Below are 19,274 nucleotides of genomic sequence, written 5' to 3' on the forward strand. Positions count from 1 at the left end.
CCTCGTTCGAAATGTTAAGCGTGACGTATCCGCCTGTCTCGGGACGGGACGGAACAAGTTCCATTCAGACGCGGTTCAGCCAGCGCTTGATAGTTTCTCCGTTACTGGAACGCTGAGGAGACTAGGGGATGAGAACACCCGCCAAACTGATCTTCGCTGCCTTCGTCGCCCTGATGGGAATCTTCGCCACCGTGCAGGCCTCTTCGGCCATGCCGGCCGCACCCGCGATGAACCATCGGCAGGGTGCCTCCAACCTGCTGCAGGATGTCGTATGGCCCTGCGGTCGCGGCTGGGTTCAGAATCGTTGGGGGCGGTGCGTGCGCGTCCGGCCCCGGGTCTATCGCTACTATGGACCGCGCTATTATTACGGTCCCGGCTACTACCGGCCCCGCTATTACTACGGCCCCCGCTACTACCACGGGCCGCGCTACTATCGCCCTTACCGCTACTATCGCCGCTGGTAAGGCATGAGATCATCGGATCCGGGGAGGGCGGGCCGCGGCCCGCCTTTTTCGTACCGGCATCCGCCGGGTTTGTCGGTGTCAGCGATTCGGCCGTGCTTCGTTCAGGGCCCGTTCCGGACGTTAAACACCGGCCGGAAGAACCCCTCGGATTGACCCATTTTCGGATTTAACCATGCATGGCCGCCGGATGCGCCGCGGCGCCCGTTTTACGGCGTTCCCGGCTGGGGCGATGGTCCTGTCATCGGGAGTACAGGGCCTGCGGAAGTACAATGACGGCGGAAGGTAGTGATTCGGCCGTTCTTCGTTCAACGGTCGTTCCATTCGTTAATCGGATCGCGGCGGCGGGTGGAAGGGCGCTTCAAAGTGGGACAGGGCCGTTTTCGCGCCCCGCCTGGACCCCGCCGCCGTCTTAACCATGGTGCCGGATGGGGGAACGAGACGTGAAATCAGTCCCTGCAGCGATTCGGCCGTGCTTCGTTCCAGCGTTGTTCGAGGGGTTAAATTTTGGCTTTGCGATCGCCATATTGTGCTTCATAGCAAGACAGACTCCTTCGCGTCTGTTACCAGCAAGCAGGAAAAAGCCCCTTGATTGGTGTTTTCCCGGAGCATTTCCCGGTAAGGTCTACAGCTTCCTGGGCCAGGGGAGTGTATCGAGACAAAGAGTTGGCCGTCGCGGGACATGGGGTGTCCGGCAATCCGTGAATCGGGAATGTCCGGCATTCCCACCAGACTGACGCCCGAAAGACCGCCGAGACCTTGATGCTGCCTCCCATCCTGCCCCCGCCCATGCGCGCCCGCGGCGTGACCGCGGTGCTGGGGCCTACCAATACCGGCAAGACCTATCTCGCCATCGAAAGGCTCCTCGGCCATGGCGCGGGGATCATCGGCCTGCCGCTGCGCCTGCTGGCGCGCGAGGTCTACAACAAGCTGGTCGAGCGGGTGGGCGCCGAATTCGTGGCCCTGGTGACGGGCGAGGAGAAGATCAAGCCGGAGCGGGCGCGCTACTGGGTCGCCACGGTCGAGGCGATGCCGCGCAACATCGAGGCGCCTTTCGTCGCCCTCGACGAGATCCAGATCGCCGCCGATCTCGAACGCGGCCACGTCTTCACCGACCGCCTGCTCAATCGCCGCGGAACCCACGAGACGCTGCTGCTCGGTTCATTGACGATGAAGCCGATCGTGGAGAAGCTGATACCGGGCGTCAACGTCGTCACGCGTCCGCGCCTTTCGAACCTGATCTTCGCCGGCGACCGCAAGCTGACCCGCCTGCCTCGGCGCACGGCCATCGTCGCCTTTTCGTCCGACGAGGTCTACGCGATCGCCGAACTGATCCGCCGGCAGAGGGGCGGAGCCGCCGTGGTGCTCGGCGCCCTGTCGCCGCGCACCCGGAATGCGCAGGTCGCGATGTACCAGAACGGGGATGTCGATTTCCTCGTGGCCACGGACGCCATCGGGATGGGGCTCAATCTGGACGTCGATCACGTCGCCTTCGCCGGCGACCGCAAGTTCGACGGCTACCAGTTCCGGCGCCTGACGCCCTCCGAATTCGGCCAGATCGCAGGCCGTGCGGGGCGTCATGTCCGCGACGGCACCTTCGGCTCCACAGGGCGCTGCGATCCCTTCGAGCCCGAACTGGTCGAGGCCGTGGAGGGGCACAGCTTCGACAGCATCAAGGTGCTGCAATGGCGCAATCCCGCTCTCAACTTCGCCTCGCTCGCGGCCCTGCAGGCTTCTCTCTCGGCCACTCCCGAGGAACAGGGGCTGACGCGGGCTCCTGATGCCGACGATATACGCGCGCTTTCCATCGTCTCCCGGGATGAGGAGGTCCGGCGATACGCTCACGGGCCCCAGGCCGTCGCCCGGCTGTGGGAGGTGGCGGGCTTGCCCGACTATCGCAAGATTTCGCCTCACTCCCATGCCGATCTCATCACGAATCTCTATGGATTCCTGATGAGGGAGGGTAAGGTCCCGGACGACTGGTTCGCCCGTCAGGTTGCCATGTCGGATCGGACCGACGGCGACATCGATACGCTCTCGACGCGTATCGCCCATATCCGAACCTGGACTTTTGCGGCTAATCGGCTTGACTGGCTGAAAGACCCCGCTCATTGGCAAGGTGTGACACGCAGTGTGGAGGACAAACTCTCCGACGCTCTGCACGAACGGCTTGCCCAACGCTTTGTCGACCGTCGCACCAGCGTGCTGATGCGGCGCCTTAGAGAAAACGCTATGCTTGAGACTGAAATTACCAAAACCGGCGATGTGATTGTCGAAGGTCAGCATGTCGGGACGCTTCAGGGCTTCCAGTTCGCCCCGGACCCGAGTGCCGGTGACGGGGAGAGTGGCCGCGCCCTGCGAGCAGCCGCGGCCAAGGCTCTGGCTGGCGAGATCGAGTCGCGTAGCCAGAAGTTCTCGCAGGCACCGGATACCGAATTCGCACTGGCGAGCGATGGTACCGTGCGCTGGATCGGCGAGCCCGTGGCCAAGCTCGTCGGGGGCGAAAAGCCGCTCGGCCCGCGCATTCGCCTGCTGGCCGACGAGCAACTGACCGGTCCAGCCCGCGATGCGGTTCAGACCCGTCTCGACATCTGGATCGGCAATCACATCACCAGACTGCTCGGCCCCTTGCTGGCGCTCGACAAGGCCGAGGACCTGCAGGGCCTCGCCAAGGGCATCGCCTTCCAGCTGGTGGAGGCGCTCGGCGTGCTCGACCGTGCAAGGGTGGCGGAGGATCTCAAGCAGCTCGACCAGAACCAGCGTGCCTCGCTGCGCAAGCACGGCGTTCGCTTCGGTGCCTATCACGTCTACCTGCCGGCCTTGATGAAGCCCGCCCCGCGCGCCCTCGCGGCGCAGCTGTGGGCGCTCACACATGGCGGGCTGGACCAGAAGGGCCTCGACGAGATCCCGCACCTGGCCGCCTCCGGCCGGACTTCGATGCCCGCCGACAAGTCCATCGACAAGAACCTTTACCGTCTCGTGGGATATCGCGTGTGCGGCGAGAGGGCGGTGCGTGTCGACATTCTCGAACGCCTGGCCGATCTCATCCGGCCGGCGATCGCCTATCGTCCGGGCACCACCGTGGGCCAGCCTCCGACCGGCACGGCCGATGGCGATGCCTTCGTCGCCAGCGTGCAGATGACCTCGCTGGTCGGATGCTCGGGCGAGGATTTCGCATCCATCCTTCGCGGGCTCGGCTATCGCTCCGAGAAGCGCAAGGGACCTGCGATCACCCAGGCTATCCGCCTGCCGGCACCGACGGAGCCCGCTGCTCCGGCCGTGAGCGAGGAGGCTGCGGCCACGGAGGAGACCGCGGCTGTCGACGAGGCCGCTCCCGCGACCGCGGTGGACGATGTCGCTCCCGGCGCGGCCGCCATCGATGCGATGGAAGTCGTGGGCTCGCCGCCGCACGAAGAATCCTTCCAGGAGTTTTCCGAAGCGTCCGGCGAGGCGGTTGCCATGCCGGCTGAAGAGGCCGAATCCGTCCCGGCAGTCGTCGAGCAGGCCGAGGCATCGGTCGCCGAAGAGATCGCCGCGCCGACCGCGGCACAGATCGACGCGATGGAAGTGGTGGGCTCGCCGCCGCACGAAGAATCCTTCCAGGAAGTTTCGGAATCTTCCGGCGAGGCTGTCGCCATGCCGGAGGGCGAGACCGCATCCGAAGCGGCCGTCGAGGAAATTCCGGAAATCGAAGTGTGGCGTCCGGCCCGTTTCGAGCGTCACCACCCGCGCCAGCACAACCGTCCGCAGCATGGCAACCGCCATGCCGGTGGGGAACGCCAGGGCGACAATGGTGCAGGTGGCGGTTTCCGTCGTGGACGCCCGGCCCCGGCCGACGGGGCCGCGCCGGCTCCCGCTGCCGAAGGAGCCGAGGCTCGCCAGGGCGAGCGGCGCTTCGATCGGCCGCGCCGTGACGACCGCGGCAACGGCAAACCTCAGGGAGAGCGCAAGCCCTTCGAGGGGCGGGGGCCTCGTCCCGAGGGCAAGTCCGGCGATGGCCAGCGCCGTCCGGGCGGCGAGGGGCGTCCCGATCGGGGGCCGCGTCCGGACCGTCAGGATCGAGGGGGCGATCGCGGGCCGCGCAACTGGTCGAGCGACGCGCGGCCGCAGGGGCGTGACTCCAATCGTGCTCCCGATCCGAATTCGCCTTTTGCCAAGCTGCTCGCCCTGAAGGAGCAGATGCAGGGCGGCAAGCCGGACAAAAAATAGGCGATGAGCGATGCCGGCAGCCAGGATCGCCTACGGATCGACAAATGGCTCTGGCATGCGCGTGTTGTGAAGACACGCTCTCTTGCGGCGAAATTGGTCGCGGACGGTCATGTTCGCGTCAACGGTACTCGCACGGATGCGCCGGCCAAGACGGTGAAGGCCGGCGACGTTCTCACCGTCGCCCTGGAGCGCACGGTCCGGGTCTATCGCGTCAAGGCCCTCGGCGAGCGGCGCGGCCCCGCGACGGAAGCCCAGACGCTTTATGAGGACCTGTCTCCGGAGCCTCCTCGGTAGCGATGTAGGGAGAACCGGGGTTGCCGCACTTCGCCTCGGGATGCGGCGGACAAATCTCCGCGCCGCCCGTCTATCCATCCGTTCGATATTCCCTATATTGCGAATAGACGTGGTCGACTGTGTCGTACGGGCGGAGTACTCAGGGCGCATGCTGACGAACAAGGGCAAATACGGTCTGAAGGCGTTGTCTCATCTTGCCGGCCTGCCGCCGGGAGAGACGGCGCAGAGCCAGGAGATCGCTCAGGCCAACCGCATCCCCAAGAAGTTCCTCGATGCCATATTGGCTGAATTGCGGGTTGCGGGGATGGTGCGATCGAGGAAGGGCAAGGGAGGCGGCTATATGCTGGCTCGCAACGCCAGCGAGATCAGCGTGGGCAATGCAATCCGCGTCCTCGACGGCCCGCTTGCGCCGATCGCATGCGCGAGCCATACCGCTTATCAGCCTTGCCTCGACTGTCCGGATGTTCCAGGCTGCACCGTGCGCCTCCTGATGCGCCGCGTACGCGACCTTTCCTCCGACCTGCTCGACAACATGTCGGTCGAGGAGATGCGCGGGGCGGGCGTGAGGGAGCCCGAACTGAATTATTCGATCTGATCCTTCCATCGCGGTTGCCGGCGCGCTCCTGCGCCGGGCCGCTTCGCCAGCTACTTTCCCGATAAGCGACGAGACGGAGAATACTCATGGAAAAACGTGCGATTGGACGCTCCGATCTTATGGTTGCTCCGCTGGGCCTTGGCGGCAACGTTTTCGGCTGGAGCGCTGACGAGAAGGCGTCCTTTGCCGTGCTCGACGCCTTCGTCGCGGCGGGGTTCAACCTGGTCGATACGGCCGACGTGTACTCGGCATGGGCACCCGGCAACCAAGGCGGCGAATCCGAGACCATCATCGGCAAATGGATGAAGGCTCGCGGCAACCGCTCCGACATCGTGCTGACCACCAAGGTCGGTTCGGAAATGGGCCCGGGGAAGAAAGGCTTGTCGGCCGCCTATATCAAGAGTGCGGTGGAAGCTTCGCTGAAGCGCCTGCAGACCGACTATATCGATCTCTACCTTTCCCACTGGGAGGATCCCGAGACACCTCTCGAGGAGACGCTCGGCACCTATGCCGATTTGGTGAAGGACGGCAAGGTACGCGTGATCGGCAATTCCAATCACAGCGCCAATACGATGTTCAAGGCTCTCGCCATCAGCACGAAGGAACTGTGGCCTCGCTTCGAGAACCTGCAGACGCACTACAATCTCTATGATCGTGCCGGTTACGAGACGGAACTGGAAGCCTTCTGCCTGAAGAACGAGATCGGGGTGACCAGCTATTTTTCTCTTGCCAAGGGTTTTCTGTCCGGCAAGTACCGCACGCCCGCCGACTTCGCCAAGAGTTCGGCGCGTGGCAGCGGGATGAGCGAATATCTCAATGCACGCGGGCTGCGGATCCTTGAGGCGCTCGACGCCGTCGCGCAGGCCAAGCATGCGACACCGGCCCAGATCGCCATCGCGTGGCTGATCGCCCGGCCGGGCATCGTGGCGCCCATCGCCAGCGCCACCAGCGTCGAGCAATTGCAGGACCTGATCAAGGCAACCGAGCTCAATCTCGGCTCGACCGAGATCGATCATCTGACCAAGGTCAGCGCGCCCTGAACCGGAGCGTGTTCAGGTCGGAGCGTTTGCCCGACCTGACGCACCGGGCGCTGTTAGATTTTGCCATTTCCGGCAGCGGGCCGGAGAGCAACGCGCCGCAGATTTTCGGAGGCTGAGTCGAAGAGGGCGGAGATCGCGCGTCATTGTGCTGCCGGGCGAGACCGCGCGGCTGACCGAGGAGAGATCCAATGCAATTCGCGATTCTGATCTATGCCAATGAAGAGGCGATGCTGAATGCAGATCCGGCAACCACCAGTGAAACGCTGGCTGCCTATGGCGCCTACACGCAGGCGATCAAGGCTTCCGGCGTGATGCTCGGCTCGAACCGGTTGCGGCCGACGGCTTCCGCCACCACGGTGCGCGTGGCCGATGGCAAGACTCAGGTGCTGAATGGGCCATTCGCCGAGACAAAAGAGCAATTAGCCGGCTATTATCTCATCGATGTCGCCGATATCGATGCAGCTCTAAGCTGGGCGGCGCGCTGCCCCGGCGCCAGCCGCGGCACCATCGAGGTCCGCCCGGTCTGGGACATGACGCAGTACGGCTGACCGACCGGTGGCACTCTCCGCCTCAAGCCTTGCCGAAAGCGTTGCCCGGCTGAGCTATGGCAAGCTGGTCGCCTTCCTGGCGGCTCGCTCCGGCGATGTGGCCGGGGCGGAGGATGCGCTCGCCGATGCCTTCGCGGCCGCGCTGGAGCACTGGCCGGCGAGCGGCATTCCCAATAATCCCGAAGCCTGGCTGCTCACGGCGGCCCGGCGCCGCCAGATCGACAGTGCCCGGAAAGCGAAGATCCGCCTGGAGAAGACGGGCGACGTCACCCGGCAGATCGAGGAACTCGCCATGATCGGGGCCGAGGACCATGCCATTCCCGATGAGCGCCTGCGCCTGATGTTCGCCTGCGCCCATCCGGCGCTCGACGCAGGCGTGCGCGCGCCGCTCATCCTGCAGACGGTTCTCGGCTTAGACGCCGCCGCAATTGCCACCGCCTTCCTGATCTCGCCGGGCGCCATGAGCCAGCGGCTGGTGCGTGCCAAGACCAAGATTCGTGAGGCCGGCATACCCTTCCGCGTGCCCGAACGCGAGGAACTCGCGGACCGGCTCGATGCAGTGCTGGAGGCAGTCTATGCGGTCTATGCCGAAGGCTGGGCCGATCCGGAGGGGGCCCAGCCGCGCCGGCGCAACCTGGCTGCCGAGGGTATCTGGCTCGGCCGCCTCATCGCCTCGCTGATGCCTGGCGAACCCGAGGTGCTGGGCCTCCTGGCGCTGATGCTGCATGCCGAGGCCCGCCGCGCCGCGCGCCGCAGTCCGGAGGGTGATTTCGTGCCGTTGGCCGGGCAGGACACGCTGCTTTGGGACGATGCGCTCATCGATGAAGCCGAGACGCTGCTGGCCCGCGCGGTGAGCGTCGGACGTTTCGGGCGCTACCAGCTCGAGGCGGCGCTGCAATCGGCGCATGCGGTCCGACGCAAGGGGCATGCCGTGGATTGGACGGCGATCGTCGAGCTCTACGACGCGCTGGTCCTCATCACTCGTTCGCCGGTCGCCGCCATCAATCGGGCGGTGGCGCTCGCCCATGTCGAGGGCGCGGAGGCGGGGCTCGCCGTGTTCGACGCGTTGTCGGGGGATGCGCGCCTGCTTGAGTACCAGCCCTACTGGGCAGCCCGTGCGGAGTTGCTGGCGCGGGCCAGGCGGCAATGCGAGGCACGGGAAGCCTATCTGTGCGCCATCGGTCTGGAACGCGACCCGGCCATCCGCCGCTATCTGCAGGGGAGGATGGAAGAACTGTAGCCGGAGCGGCTGGAGTCCGGGGCGCCCCTCAGGCGGCGCCTTGCCGGCAGATCAGTCGATGATCGTCCTGGAAAGCCGTTCGGCCAGAAACTCCACCACGGTTCGGACAGATGGCAATTGCCCGCGACGGTGTGGCGTCAGGATTGTCGTGGTCTCGCCGCCTACATCCCACTCCGGCAGCACCCGCACAAGCCGGCCTTGCTCGATCGCCTCCACGCACATCTTGCCTGGCAGCGATGCGATGCCCAGCCCGGCGACGGCAGCCTTCAGCAAGGTGACCGGATCGTCGGAGGTGAAGCGGGGGCGTGGCTTGACGGAGAGAGGTCTGTCGCCAACACGGCTGAAGGACCATGCCGTGGCCTTCGCGGCCGTCGACCACAGCAGCCCGTCATGCTCGGCCAGATCGTGCGGGCTCCGGAGCAGGGAGTGTTTTTCCAGATATCCAGGCGAGGAAACCAGGTAGTTGGGGGAGAACCCGATGCGCCTGCTCACGAGATCGGAATCGGGCAACGGTGCGTAGTGAATGCGGATGGCGATGTCGAAGCTCTCCTGTACCAGATCGACGAAGCGGTCGGTCGCGTGCAGCACGATCTGCAGTTTGGGAAAGGCGAAGGCGATGGCCGGCAGGATATCGGCGAGATACATCTGCGCCATGAGGATGGAGGAGGTCAGCCGCACGGTGCCGCTTGGCTCTGCAAGGCGGCCCTTGAGCATGGCCTCGGCAGCCTCGGCCTCGATCAGCATGGCGGCCGCGTGGCGGTAGAGGTCCTGGCCGACCTCCGTCACGGTGAAGCTGCGGGACGTGCGCTGGATCAGGCGTACGCCGAGCTCGCGCTCGAAATCGCCGATGCGCTTGGCAAGGGTCGACTTCGGCATGGTCAGGGCACGGGAGGCCGCCGCAAACCCTAGATGATCGACGACCTGAACGAAGAGCTGGAGATCGTTGAGATTGAGCATCGTCCTCATCGTCCAAAAAACAGGACGATAAGTCTATATCGGTCATAATGTAAATGGATCGTCCAATCTCATATGCATTCTCTCGATAGAACTTCGGAGAATGCTCATGACGTCACGCTTTCAAGCAATCGGATCCGGGAGGCGCCGACAGGTTGTCGGTCACCCGTTCGGGATTTCCAGGCCATCGCCGCTGCTGGCCATCCCTTCAATGGGGAGCGAGAGGTGATGGCGGTCTCCAGCGTCCCGCGCAATCGCATCGCGCTTGCCGCGCTCTGTCTGGCCGCGCTGATGTTTTCCCTGGAGATCTCCAGCGTGCCGGTGATCCTTCCCGTTCTCGAGAAGGTGCTGCATGGCGACTTCAAGGGCATGCAGTGGATCATGAATGCCTATACAATCGCCTGCACGACCGTGCTGATGGCGACTGGAACGCTGGCCGACCGTTATGGCCGGCGGCTGGTGTTCATCCTCAGCCTCATCCTGTTCGGCGTCGCCTCGCTGATCTGCGGCCTTGCACCTAGCGCGCCCCTCTTGATCGCCAGCCGGTTCCTGCAGGGAATGGGCGGCGGCGCCATGCTGATCTGCCTCACGGCCATCCTTTCGCATCAGTTTCAGGCCGGACGTGAGCGCAGCATGGCCTTCGCGATGTGGGGGATCGTACTGGGTATAGGATTGGGCTTCGGTCCCATCATCGGCGCGGTGATCGTAGCATTGGCGACCTGGCAGTGGGTGTTCCTGGTGCATGTGCCGCTGACCGTCCTCACTCTGGCCCTGGCCCTAGTGGGCGTCCGGGAATCACGCGATCCCCAGGCCGAGAGGCTCGACATCCTCGGCATCGTCACCTTGTCGGTGGCCGTGTTCGGCCTGGCCTACTTCATCACGCAGGGGCCTGACCTCGGCTTCACCAGCCTCGCCGCCCTCCTCATCCTGGCTGCGGCAGCGATAAGCTTCCTGCTCTTCATCCTGGTCGAGCGGATGAGCGCACGCCCGATGTTCGATTTTTCCGTCTTCAGGATCAGGAACTTCTCCGGCGCGATCATGGGCTCCATCGGCATGAACTTCAGCTTCTGGCCTTTCATCATCTACCTGCCGATCTATTTCCAGGCAGGATTGGGATACGACACCGTGGCCGCCGGAGCGGCCCTGCTGGCCTATACGCTGCCGACCCTCTTCGTACCGCCGCTGGCCGAGCGTCTCATGCTGCGCTACCAGGCCCGCGTGGTCATTCCAGGGGGGCTTTTCGTGATCGGGCTGGGCTTCATCCTGATGATGCTTGGCACCGCTCTCGATCATGCCAACTGGCTGACGATGCTCCCGGGCTGCATTGTCGCCGGCAGCGGACTCGGCCTTACAAACACGCCGGTGACCAACACCACGACGGGCTCCGTTTCCATGCATCGCACGGGCATGGCGTCCGGCATCGATGTCAGCGCCAGGCTGATCACCCTGGCCATCAATATCGCCCTGATGGGCGTGATCCTGGTGGCGGGTGTCGCCTCTTCTCTGGCGGACGCCCTGCCTGGAGTGATCGAGGGCACGCAACTGCGCCTGCTGGCAGAGACCATTGCCGCCGGAAATCTCGACTCGCTCCGGCAGGGCATGCCGGGACTGTCATCTGCCGTACCGACGGACGCGGCCGTGCACGCTGCGCTCATGCATGGGTTCGGTCTGGTGATGCTTTATGGCGCGCTGGGGGTATGGGCGCTGGCGGCAACGAGCTTCGTGATCTTCGGGCGACGGCGACATGCCGCCGCGCTGGGCTGCCCCATGGAAGAGGCTTGCTGACCGTCCCCGGGAAGATCTCCCTCCGAAACCGTACGGCAACGAGAAGGGCGCAACCCCTGGGGTGCGCCCTTCTCGGCATAGAGTCTCCGGGCAGATATCGCGATATTCGCGCGCGCCGGCTCAGCCCTGCTTGGAGAAGGTCTCGTCAAAGGAGTAGCCGGCACCGCGAACGGTGCGGATGGGATCGATTTCCCGGGTACGGTTCATGGCCTTGCGCAAGCGGCCAACATGCACGTCCACGGTGCGCTCGTCGATATAGACGTCGCGGCCCCAGACGCTGTCGAGCAGTTGCTCGCGGGCAAAGACCCGGCCAGGCGCCTGCATCAGGAACTCCAGCAGGCGGAATTCCGTCGGTCCGAGGCGGATTTCGCGATTGCCGCGATGGACCCGCTTGGTCTCGCGGTCGAGCGAGATGTCGCCGGCCTTGAGCAGGGAGGAGACATGCTCGGGCTTGGCGCGGCGCAGCAGGGCCCGCACGCGCGCGGAAAGCTCGGGCACGGAGAAGGGCTTGACCACATAGTCGTCCGCGCCGGTGGCGAGGCCACGCACCCGCTCCGTCTCCTCTCCACGCGCCGTCAGCATGATCACCGGCAGCCTCTCGGTCTCCGGCCGCATGCGGATGCGGCGGCAAAGCTCGATGCCTGACAGGCCAGGCAGCATCCAGTCCAGCAGCACGAGATCGGGAACGCTTTCGCGCAGGCGGATCTCGGCATCGTCGCCCCGCGACACGCTGTCGACCTCATAGCCTTCGGCTTCGAGGTTGTAGCGCAGCAGGAGCGTGAGGGCTTCTTCGTCCTCGACGATCAGAACCTTGGGAGGCATGGCCGATCCCTCTGTTACTTAGCCGGCACGGGGAGGTCGACAAGGGAGGTGCTGGTATCCGCCTTCGGTCGTTCGCCGGCGGGCGACTCCCCGGTCACCAGATAGTGCACCGTCTCGGCGATGTTGGTGGCGTGGTCTCCGATGCGCTCGATATTCTTGGCGCAGAAGAGCAGGTGGGTGCAGAAGCCGATGTTGCGCGGATCCTCCATCATGTAGGTCAGGAGTTCGCGGAACAGCGAGGTGTACATGGCATCGATCTCGCCGTCCGAATTCCAGACTGCGAGCGCCTCCTCGACATTGCGCTGGGCAAAGGCATCGAGCACCTGCTTGAGCTGCTCGAGCACGAGATCGGCCATGTGGTCGAAGCCACCGAAGAGCTGGTTGGACTGCACGTGTCCCTGGATGGCGATGACGCGCTTGGCGACGTTCTTGCCAAGGTCACCGATACGCTCGAGGTCGTTGGCCACGCGCAAGGCCGAGACGATCTCGCGCAGGTCGAGCGCCAGCGGCTGGCGCTTGGCGATGATCAGGATGGCCCTCTCCTCGACCTGGCGCTGAAGCCGGTCGATGGTGTTGTCGAGTTCGATGACCGACTTGGCGCGCTGAGAGTCCCGCTTGAGCAGCGCCTCGACGCTGTCTGCGACACTCTTCTCGGCCAGGCCGCCCATTTCGGCGATCATGTTGCGCAGTTCGCGCAATTCCTGATCGAAGGAGGTAACGATGTGATCGGACATGCCGCTCTCCAAATTCCTTGTCGCCGCCGCCTGTGCGGCGGCCTGAATACCTGCTTGCGGATCAGCCGAAACGGCCGGTGATGTAATCCTGCGTGCGGGTGTCATTCGGGTTGGTGAAGATCTTGTTCGTCGGTCCAACCTCGATGAGGTCGCCGAGGTAGAAGAAGGCCGTGGTGTCGGCGCTGCGTGCCGCCTGCTGCATATTGTGCGTCACGATCACGATGGTGAACTCGCGCTTCAATTCGTCGATCAGTTCCTCGATCTTCGCCGTGGAGATCGGGTCGAGCGCCGAGGTCGGTTCGTCGAGGAGCACTACTTCGGGCTTTACCGCGATAGTACGGGCGATGCACAGGCGCTGCTGCTGGCCGCCCGACATGCCGAGGGCGGAGGCGCCGAGGCGGTCCTTGACCTCGTTCCAGAGCGCCGCCTTGGTGAGGCACCATTCGACGCGCTGGTCCATCTCGGACTTGGAGACGCTTTCATGCAGGCGCACGCCGAAAGCGATGTTGTCGTAGATCGACATCGGGAAGGGCGTCGGCTTCTGGAACACCATGCCGATCCGGGCGCGCAGCACGGCCGGATCGATCTCCTTGCCGATGACGTTCTGCCCGTCCAGCAGGACCTTACCTTCGGCGCGCTGGCCGGGATAAAGGTCGTACATGCGGTTGAGCACGCGCAGCAGCGTGGACTTGCCGCAGCCCGAGGGACCGATCATCGCCGTGACCTGACGCTCGGCCACGTTGAGGTTGATCTTCTTCAGGGCATGCTTCTCGCCGTAGTAGAAGTCGAGATTCTCGACCTTGAGCTTGGTGGCGGCGTTGGGATCGGCAACCGGACGGTCGGCAACCGCAATCGAGGCGTTGGGAGCGGACATGGGAGCACTCATTTTTTGGGAGCAAGCGCGACGCGGGTGATGATGTTCAAGGCCAGCACGCCGAATGTGATCAGGAGGGCGCCAGCCCAGGCGATCGAGACCTGGTTGGGATCCGGGCTCTGGGCGAACAGGTTGATTGCCAGCGGCAGGCTGGGGAAGGCGCCGCCGAGATCCAGCGTCCAGTTCGAATTGCCGAAGGCGGTGAACAGCAGCGGGGCGGTTTCGCCGGCGGCACGGGCCAGGGCCAGCAGGATGCCGGTGACGATGCCGGTGCGGGCCGAGCGCCAGGTCACCGACATGATCACCTTCCACATCGGGGCGCCGAGGGCGAAGGCGGCTTCACGCAGTGCCAGCGGCACCAGGGTCAGCATGTCCTCGGTGGTGCGCACCACCACCGGCATGATGATGATGGCGAGGGCGATGATGCCGGCCCAGCCGGAAGACCCGCCCATCGGAACGACCACCATCAGGTAGACGAACACGCCGAGCAGGATCGAGGGGGCCGACAGCAGGATGTCATTGATGAAGCGCACCGCCTCCGCGAACTTGCTGCCCCGGCCGGCCTCGGCCAGGAAGGTGCCCGCCATGATGCCGAGCGGCGCGCCGATCAGCAGCGCGATGAAGATCATGATCAGGCTGCCGACGATGGCGTTGAGCAGACCGCCTTCGGCCATGGTCTTGGTGAAGATGGTGCTGGTGAGCGCTGGCAGGCCGAGGCCCAGCAGCGTGATGAGGATCCAGGCCAGGGCCAGCAGCGAGATCGCGGCAAAGCCCACGGAGATGGCCTTCATGACGTAGTCGACGGAGCGGCGGCGAGCGAGGCGATCCATGGTCTTGACCCTCTTACTTGGCGCCGGACTTGACGAGCATGCGGGAGATCGCAAGCACGATGAAGGAGATGACGAAGAGCACGAAGCCGAGTTCCATGAGCGACTGGTTGCGCAGGGAGCCGGCAGGCGCATCCGGGAACTCGTTGGCGATGGTGGAGGCGATGGTCGCGCCGGACGAGAACAGCGAGGCCGAGATGCGGTTGGCGTTGCCGATCACATAGGTCACGGCCATGGTCTCGCCGAGGGCGCGGCCGAAGCCGAGCATGGTGGCGCCGACGAGGGCGGTGCGGCCATAGGGCACGGAAACGTTGCGGAACACCTCGTAGGTGGTGCAGCCGACGCCATAGGCCGATTCCTTCAGCATCGCCGGCACGGATTCGAGGATCTCGACGAACATCGCTGTAATGAAGGGAATGACCATGAAGGCCAGGATCACCGCGGCGGTCAGCATGCCGAAGCCGCTGGTGGCGCCAGCGAAAAGATAGCTCACGACCGGAATATGGCCGAACACGGCCTTGAGGAAGGGCTGGATGTAGTTGGCCATGAGCGGGATGATCGCCACCACGCCCCACATGCCGAAGATGATCGAAGGCACCGCGGCGAGGAGCTGGATCGCCATGCCGACCGGCTTGCGGATCGGCAGCGGCGCGATCTCGGTGAGAAAGAACGCGATGCCGAACGACATGGGCAGGGCGATCAGGAGCGCGAGGAAGCCCGTGAACAGGGTACCGTAGATCATCACGCCGGCGCCGAACTTCTCGGTCACCGGGTTCCAGATCGTCGACCAGTAGAAGCTCGGTCCGAAATGCGAGAGCGCCGGCCAGCCACCCCAGAACAGCAGGATGACGATGGAGACCAGCAGAACGAGGATCAGGCCGGAGCAGATATAGAGCGCGGCCTTGAAGATGGGATCGAAGGCGGCGCCGGGTACGCGCTTGGCCTCCGGAGAGGGGGACCCCCGGGCTGCATCGGCTACCGATGCGGAGTCCCGTGATGAATCGGCGATGGCGCTCATGATTACTCCTCGTCAGAGCAGCTTTGGTCTTGCCTGCCAGGTTCGGGCTGGTCGCCAGGAAAGATCAAAGCCGCCGGGTGTCATGAAGGACGAGCAAATCTGCCTGAGCCGGCTGTGCACAGATGCTCGGTAGTGAAAATACGCGGTTCGGCAACGAAAACTCCGGCGTGACGAAAGCCACGCCGGAGAACGCAATACACATCAGTTGCTGTAGATGGCCTTGCCGTCGGCGCTCTTGATCTCGGCGGACCAGGAAGCGCGGATCTTGCCGACGACGTCGCTCGGCAGAACGATGTAGTGCAGCTTCTCGGCGGCCGGAGCGCCATCCTTGTAGGCCCAGTCGAAGAACTTCATGACGTCAGCCGACTTGGCGGCGTCCTTGGGGTCCTTCGGCAGCAGGATGAAGGTGGTGGAGACGATCGGCCAGGCCTTGTCGTCCTCGACGTTGACCATGGACACGGCATAGTCCTTGGCGTTCGCCCAGTCGGCCTTGGCGGCGGCGGCGGTGAAGGAGTCCAGGGTCGGCTTCACGGTCTGGCCGGACTTGTTCTGCAGGTCGACGACGGTCAGGCCGTTGTTGGCGGCGTAGGCGTATTCGACGTAGCCGATGGCGCCCTTGGTGTTCTTGACCGAAGCGGCGACGCCGTCATTGCCCTTGGCGCCCGAGCCGGCAGCCCACTGCACGGACGTGGCGGCGCCGACCTTGTCCTTCCAGTCGGCATTGACGCCGGCAAGGAACGAGGTGAACACGAAGGTGGTGCCCGAGCCGTCCGAACGATAGGTCGGAGCGATGTCGAGGTCGGGAAGCTTGACGTCCTTGTTGAGGGCGGCGATGGCCGGATCGCTCCAGTTGGTGATCTCGCCCAGGTAGATCTTGGCGATCACATCGGCGCTGAGCACGAGCTGGTCGGAAGCAATGCCGTCGATGTTGACGATCGGCACGATGGCGCCGACGACGGTCGGGAACTGCAGCAGTTTGGCGGCGGCGAGCTTGTCGGCAGCCATCGGAGCGTCGGAAGCGCCGAAGTCCACGGTGCGGTTGGTGATCTGGGTCTGGCCGCCGCCCGAACCGATGGCCTGGTAATTCACGGAATTGCCGGTCTTGGTCTTATAATCGGTAGCCCAGGCGTTGTAGACGGGAGCGGGGAACGTTCCGCCGGCGCCGGTGATGTCGCCTGCATAGGCAGCGGTGGCAGCGATCGTGCTCGACAGGGCTACTGAAGCGGCGAGCGCAAGAAATGAAAGCTTCACGGGATATCTCCGTTGTTCTCGGCGCAGGCGCCCCCAACCGCTTCCCGATCGTCAGCCCTGCCCAACGGCGCGAGTCCTAAGAGTGCGCCGCAACGGTTCTATGACAACTAGACTATCGTTTTATGACAAAATTATATATTTTAAATCAATTGGTTATGTGGATTGTAATGTAACGTGCCGCAATGCCGGCGGTCGATTGTAAAAGTCGGCCGAACGATTTTGATACACGCACAGGTTGTCTCATCACGTGATCTGATCGATCTTGACGGAGAAAACCGTGCCTTCTCCCGGCACGCTTTCGATGCCGAGTCGGCCGCGGTGCCGGGCCACGATGTGCTTGACGATGGCGAGGCCGAGGCCGGTGCCGCCCTTCTCCCGCGACTTGGCGGTGTCGACGCGGTAGAAGCGTTCGGTCAGGCGAGGCACGTGCTCTGCCTCGATGCCCGGGCCGTAGTCGCGCACGGTCACGACTGCATCGAGGCCCTTGCCCTGCGGCTTGGCAACCGAATCGAGCGTGACTTCGACCCGGCCCCCCGACGCGCCGTATTTGATGGCGTTCTCGACGAGATTCTCGAACACCCGGATCAGTTCGTCCCGCTCGCCGCGCACCTCCAGCAGCGGCACGCGCTTGTCGACGCTGAGCACGACGCCTCGATCCTGCGCCAGCGGGCCGAGGGTATCGGCGACATGGCCGACCACCATGTTGAGGTCGACCGGCTTGTCGGGCTGGACGTGAGCATTGAGCTCGATGCGTGACAGGGAGAGCAGGTCATCGATGAGGCGCGACATGCGGTTGGCCTGCGAGCGCATGATGTCGAGGAACTTCTCGCGCGCCACCGGATCGTTTCGGGCCGGCCCCTGCAGTGTTTCGACGAAGCCGAGGAGCGAGGCGAGCGGCGTGCGCAGTTCATGGCTGGCATTGGCGACGAAGTCGACGCGCATCTGTTCCACGCGCTGGCGCTGAGTGACGTCGCGCAGCACGATCACCACGAAATCGGGCCGGCCGCCGCCGTGCGCGATGGTGGAAATCTGGGCCTCGATCACGCGGTCCACCGGAACACGCTCGGAATATTCGATCTGGCGGGTGCCACCCGCTTCTAGCGCCGCCCGGATTGCATCGATCAGTTCCGGTACGCGCAGGGCGTAAGTCAGGGCCTCGGACACGCGCAGATTCGGGATGATGTCGCGTGCCTTGCGGTTGAAGAAGCGCACGGCGAGGTTTGCGTCGAGCACGATCACCGGGTCGGGAATGGCGGCGACCAGATCCTCGAAGGAGGGCTTGCTGCCGTCATCGGGCATGGCGGGCATGGCGGAGCCGTCCGGCACCATGCCTGGGGGGATGAGGCCGGCCGCGGCGACGATCATGGCGAGTGCGGCAAGGCCATGCCAGGCGGAGATTCCGTCCCACAGCGACAGCACGCCCACGACGAACGCAATGGCCGCCACGAGCCAGCGGCGTCCCCAGATGCGGCGCAAGATGGTTTGGTTCGAACCCACGGTTTCAGCTACACCGCCGGAGGTCAATTTCGTCAAGAGCCGGGAACGCCCCATCACCATCGACATTGCGGTAATCCATGTGAGTCGTTGTGGAATTCGTTCACCGTGGCAATGTATGCAGGCCCATGACAGTTTCACGACAATGGGGCGATTTGGGGAGGCCGTGGTGACAAAGAAAGCAAGTCAAAAGAAAGAAGAAGACGGCCTCAGGCGGGCGATAGCACAGTTTCGCCTCGACGGAGACGAATTGTCACCGGTGATCGACGCGGCTGCATTCGGCTCTGGCGGCTATCCGCACAAGCAAAAGCTCAACTCCAAAACCTACAAGCGTGATTTGCTGGCCCTCCAGATCGAATTGCTCAAGGCTCTGAACTGGGTGAGAGAGCAGGGCGAACGCGTGGTCGTGGTATTCGAAGGGCGCGATACGGCCGGCAAGGGCGGCGCGATTCACCGCTTCACCCAGCATCTCAGTCCGCGCGATGCACGCATCGTCGCCCTGCCGAAGCCGACGCCTACCGAGCAGGGGCAGTGGTACTTCCAGCGCTACGCCGCCGAGATGCCGACCAAGGGAGAGATCGTCATCTTTGATCGGTCCTGGTACAACCGCGCGGGCGTCGAGCCGGTCATGGGCTTCTGCACGGCCGACCAGACCGACCAATTCCTGCATGAGGCGCCGCAATTCGAAGCGATGCTGGTGCGCGACGGCATCCGGTTGTTCAAGCTCTTTCTCACGATTGGCCAGGCCATGCAGCTCAAGCGCCTGTATGCCCGCCACACCGATCCGCTCAAGCAGTGGAAGCTCTCGCCCATAGACCATCAGGCCGTGGGCAAATGGGACGCCTATTCCAACGCCTATGACCGCATGCTGGCGGCGACCGACACGGTGGATACGCCCTGGACCATCGTCAAGGCCAACGACAAATACCGCACGCGCCTTGCCACCATCCGCGGCGTGCTGGCCGGCCTGCCCTATCCCGAAAAGGACGAGGGACTCGTCGGTGACCAGGATCACAAGATCGTCCTGACCGCCGAGCGCTTCCTTGCCAAGGGTGGAGAGATATAAGGCGCGTCGCAGCACTTCGGCGGCCGGGCTCCGGAGCGGCGCCCGGCCGTCAGCGCCGCATG

The 19,274-nt window shown here is 64.3% G+C and carries 17 protein-coding genes; 9 read left to right on the plus strand and 8 right to left on the minus strand.

Translation table 11 applies throughout. From position 1 onward, the window contains the following. The first annotated feature begins 128 nt into the window (after positions 1-128). The 7 genes from AC6H34_RS14750 (at position 129) to AC6H34_RS14780 (ending at position 8,387) form a co-directional block, all read left to right on the plus strand. Entirely contained in the window at positions 129-464 is a 336-nt protein-coding gene (locus AC6H34_RS14750) for a hypothetical protein (protein WP_448149243.1), read from the plus strand. 759 nt (positions 465-1,223) lie between these two features. Continuing rightward, positions 1,224-4,670, plus strand: coding sequence for a helicase-related protein (locus AC6H34_RS14755; protein ID WP_497539265.1), 3,447 nt, complete (start codon positions 1,224-1,226; stop codon positions 4,668-4,670). 3 nt (positions 4,671-4,673) lie between these two features. Then, positions 4,674-4,964, plus strand: a complete 291-nt coding sequence (locus AC6H34_RS14760; protein ID WP_448149241.1) for an RNA-binding S4 domain-containing protein — start codon at positions 4,674-4,676, stop codon at positions 4,962-4,964. Positions 4,965-5,112: 148 nt separating this feature from the next. Next, positions 5,113-5,559, plus strand: a complete 447-nt coding sequence (locus AC6H34_RS14765; protein WP_448149240.1) for an RrF2 family transcriptional regulator — start codon at positions 5,113-5,115, stop codon at positions 5,557-5,559. 86 nt (positions 5,560-5,645) lie between these two features. Continuing rightward, complete coding sequence (locus AC6H34_RS14770; protein ID WP_448149239.1) at positions 5,646-6,599, plus strand: aldo/keto reductase; 954 nt, start codon at positions 5,646-5,648, stop codon at positions 6,597-6,599. 188 nt (positions 6,600-6,787) lie between these two features. Beyond that, positions 6,788-7,147: a YciI family protein gene (locus AC6H34_RS14775; RefSeq protein WP_448149238.1), complete on the plus strand. Its 360-nt coding sequence runs from the start codon at positions 6,788-6,790 to the stop codon at positions 7,145-7,147. A 7-nt stretch (positions 7,148-7,154) separates the two neighbouring features. Beyond that, a complete protein-coding gene (locus AC6H34_RS14780) occupies positions 7,155-8,387 on the plus strand; it encodes an RNA polymerase sigma factor (RefSeq protein ID WP_497539266.1) in 1,233 nt (410 codons plus the stop codon). Between the two features lie 51 nt (positions 8,388-8,438). Here AC6H34_RS14780 and AC6H34_RS14785 read toward each other — a convergent pair whose 3' ends face one another. Beyond that, on the minus strand, positions 8,439-9,344 hold the full coding sequence (locus AC6H34_RS14785) for a LysR substrate-binding domain-containing protein (protein WP_448149236.1): 906 nt from the start codon (positions 9,342-9,344) through the stop codon (positions 8,439-8,441). Positions 9,345-9,569: 225 nt separating this feature from the next. On the opposite strand from AC6H34_RS14785, the gene AC6H34_RS14790 reads away from it, so the two are divergent. Next, entirely contained in the window at positions 9,570-11,126 is a 1,557-nt protein-coding gene (locus tag AC6H34_RS14790; RefSeq protein ID WP_448149235.1) for an MFS transporter, read from the plus strand. A 120-nt stretch (positions 11,127-11,246) separates the two neighbouring features. Here the strand turns inward: AC6H34_RS14790 and phoB are convergent, their stop codons facing one another. The 7 genes from phoB to AC6H34_RS14825 all read right to left on the minus strand — a co-directional run bounded on the left by phoB (position 11,247) and on the right by AC6H34_RS14825 (position 18,215). Continuing rightward, positions 11,247-11,948, minus strand: coding sequence for a phosphate regulon transcriptional regulator PhoB (gene phoB / locus AC6H34_RS14795; protein WP_448149234.1), 702 nt, complete (start codon positions 11,946-11,948; stop codon positions 11,247-11,249). Between the two features lie 14 nt (positions 11,949-11,962). Next, entirely contained in the window at positions 11,963-12,682 is a 720-nt protein-coding gene (gene phoU, locus AC6H34_RS14800) for a phosphate signaling complex protein PhoU (RefSeq protein ID WP_448149233.1), read from the minus strand. Positions 12,683-12,743: 61 nt separating this feature from the next. Further along, positions 12,744-13,556: a phosphate ABC transporter ATP-binding protein PstB gene (gene pstB, locus AC6H34_RS14805; protein ID WP_448149232.1), complete on the minus strand. Its 813-nt coding sequence runs from the start codon at positions 13,554-13,556 to the stop codon at positions 12,744-12,746. Positions 13,557-13,564: 8 nt separating this feature from the next. Continuing rightward, positions 13,565-14,386, minus strand: coding sequence for a phosphate ABC transporter permease PstA (gene pstA, locus AC6H34_RS14810; RefSeq protein ID WP_448149231.1), 822 nt, complete (start codon positions 14,384-14,386; stop codon positions 13,565-13,567). Positions 14,387-14,399: 13 nt separating this feature from the next. Next, positions 14,400-15,401: a phosphate ABC transporter permease subunit PstC gene (pstC, locus tag AC6H34_RS14815; RefSeq protein ID WP_448149230.1), complete on the minus strand. Its 1,002-nt coding sequence runs from the start codon at positions 15,399-15,401 to the stop codon at positions 14,400-14,402. Between the two features lie 201 nt (positions 15,402-15,602). Continuing rightward, on the minus strand, positions 15,603-16,652 hold the full coding sequence (gene pstS / locus AC6H34_RS14820; RefSeq protein ID WP_448149229.1) for a phosphate ABC transporter substrate-binding protein PstS: 1,050 nt from the start codon (positions 16,650-16,652) through the stop codon (positions 15,603-15,605). Between the two features lie 243 nt (positions 16,653-16,895). Then, a complete protein-coding gene (locus AC6H34_RS14825) occupies positions 16,896-18,215 on the minus strand; it encodes an ATP-binding protein (protein WP_497539267.1) in 1,320 nt (439 codons plus the stop codon). A gap of 76 nt (positions 18,216-18,291) precedes the next feature. On the opposite strand from AC6H34_RS14825, the gene ppk2 reads away from it, so the two are divergent. Beyond that, positions 18,292-19,212, plus strand: a complete 921-nt coding sequence (gene ppk2, locus AC6H34_RS14830; protein WP_497539894.1) for a polyphosphate kinase 2 — start codon at positions 18,292-18,294, stop codon at positions 19,210-19,212. Positions 19,213-19,274: the final 62 nt, after the last annotated feature.

It is taken from the genome of Labrys sp. ALF-8, from assembly GCF_059699065.1.

Coding starts and splice junctions, on each gene's coding strand:
- AC6H34_RS14750 (WP_448149243.1), top strand. CDS start 129: ATGAGAACACCCGCCAAACTGATCTTCGCTGCCTTCGTCGCCCTGATG.
- AC6H34_RS14755 (WP_497539265.1), top strand. CDS start 1,224: ATGCTGCCTCCCATCCTGCCCCCGCCCATGCGCGCCCGCGGCGTGACC.
- AC6H34_RS14760 (WP_448149241.1), top strand. CDS start 4,674: ATGAGCGATGCCGGCAGCCAGGATCGCCTACGGATCGACAAATGGCTC.
- AC6H34_RS14765 (WP_448149240.1), top strand. CDS start 5,113: ATGCTGACGAACAAGGGCAAATACGGTCTGAAGGCGTTGTCTCATCTT.
- AC6H34_RS14770 (WP_448149239.1), top strand. CDS start 5,646: ATGGAAAAACGTGCGATTGGACGCTCCGATCTTATGGTTGCTCCGCTG.
- AC6H34_RS14775 (WP_448149238.1), top strand. CDS start 6,788: ATGCAATTCGCGATTCTGATCTATGCCAATGAAGAGGCGATGCTGAAT.
- AC6H34_RS14785 (WP_448149236.1), bottom strand. CDS start 9,344: ATGCTCAATCTCAACGATCTCCAGCTCTTCGTTCAGGTCGTCGATCAT.
- AC6H34_RS14790 (WP_448149235.1), top strand. CDS start 9,570: ATGGCGGTCTCCAGCGTCCCGCGCAATCGCATCGCGCTTGCCGCGCTC.
- phoB (WP_448149234.1), bottom strand. CDS start 11,948: ATGCCTCCCAAGGTTCTGATCGTCGAGGACGAAGAAGCCCTCACGCTC.
- phoU (WP_448149233.1), bottom strand. CDS start 12,682: ATGTCCGATCACATCGTTACCTCCTTCGATCAGGAATTGCGCGAACTG.
- pstB (WP_448149232.1), bottom strand. CDS start 13,556: ATGTCCGCTCCCAACGCCTCGATTGCGGTTGCCGACCGTCCGGTTGCC.
- pstA (WP_448149231.1), bottom strand. CDS start 14,386: ATGGATCGCCTCGCTCGCCGCCGCTCCGTCGACTACGTCATGAAGGCC.
- pstC (WP_448149230.1), bottom strand. CDS start 15,401: ATGAGCGCCATCGCCGATTCATCACGGGACTCCGCATCGGTAGCCGAT.
- AC6H34_RS14825 (WP_497539267.1), bottom strand. CDS start 18,215: ATGTCGATGGTGATGGGGCGTTCCCGGCTCTTGACGAAATTGACCTCC.
- ppk2 (WP_497539894.1), top strand. CDS start 18,292: ATGGGGCGATTTGGGGAGGCCGTGGTGACAAAGAAAGCAAGTCAAAAG.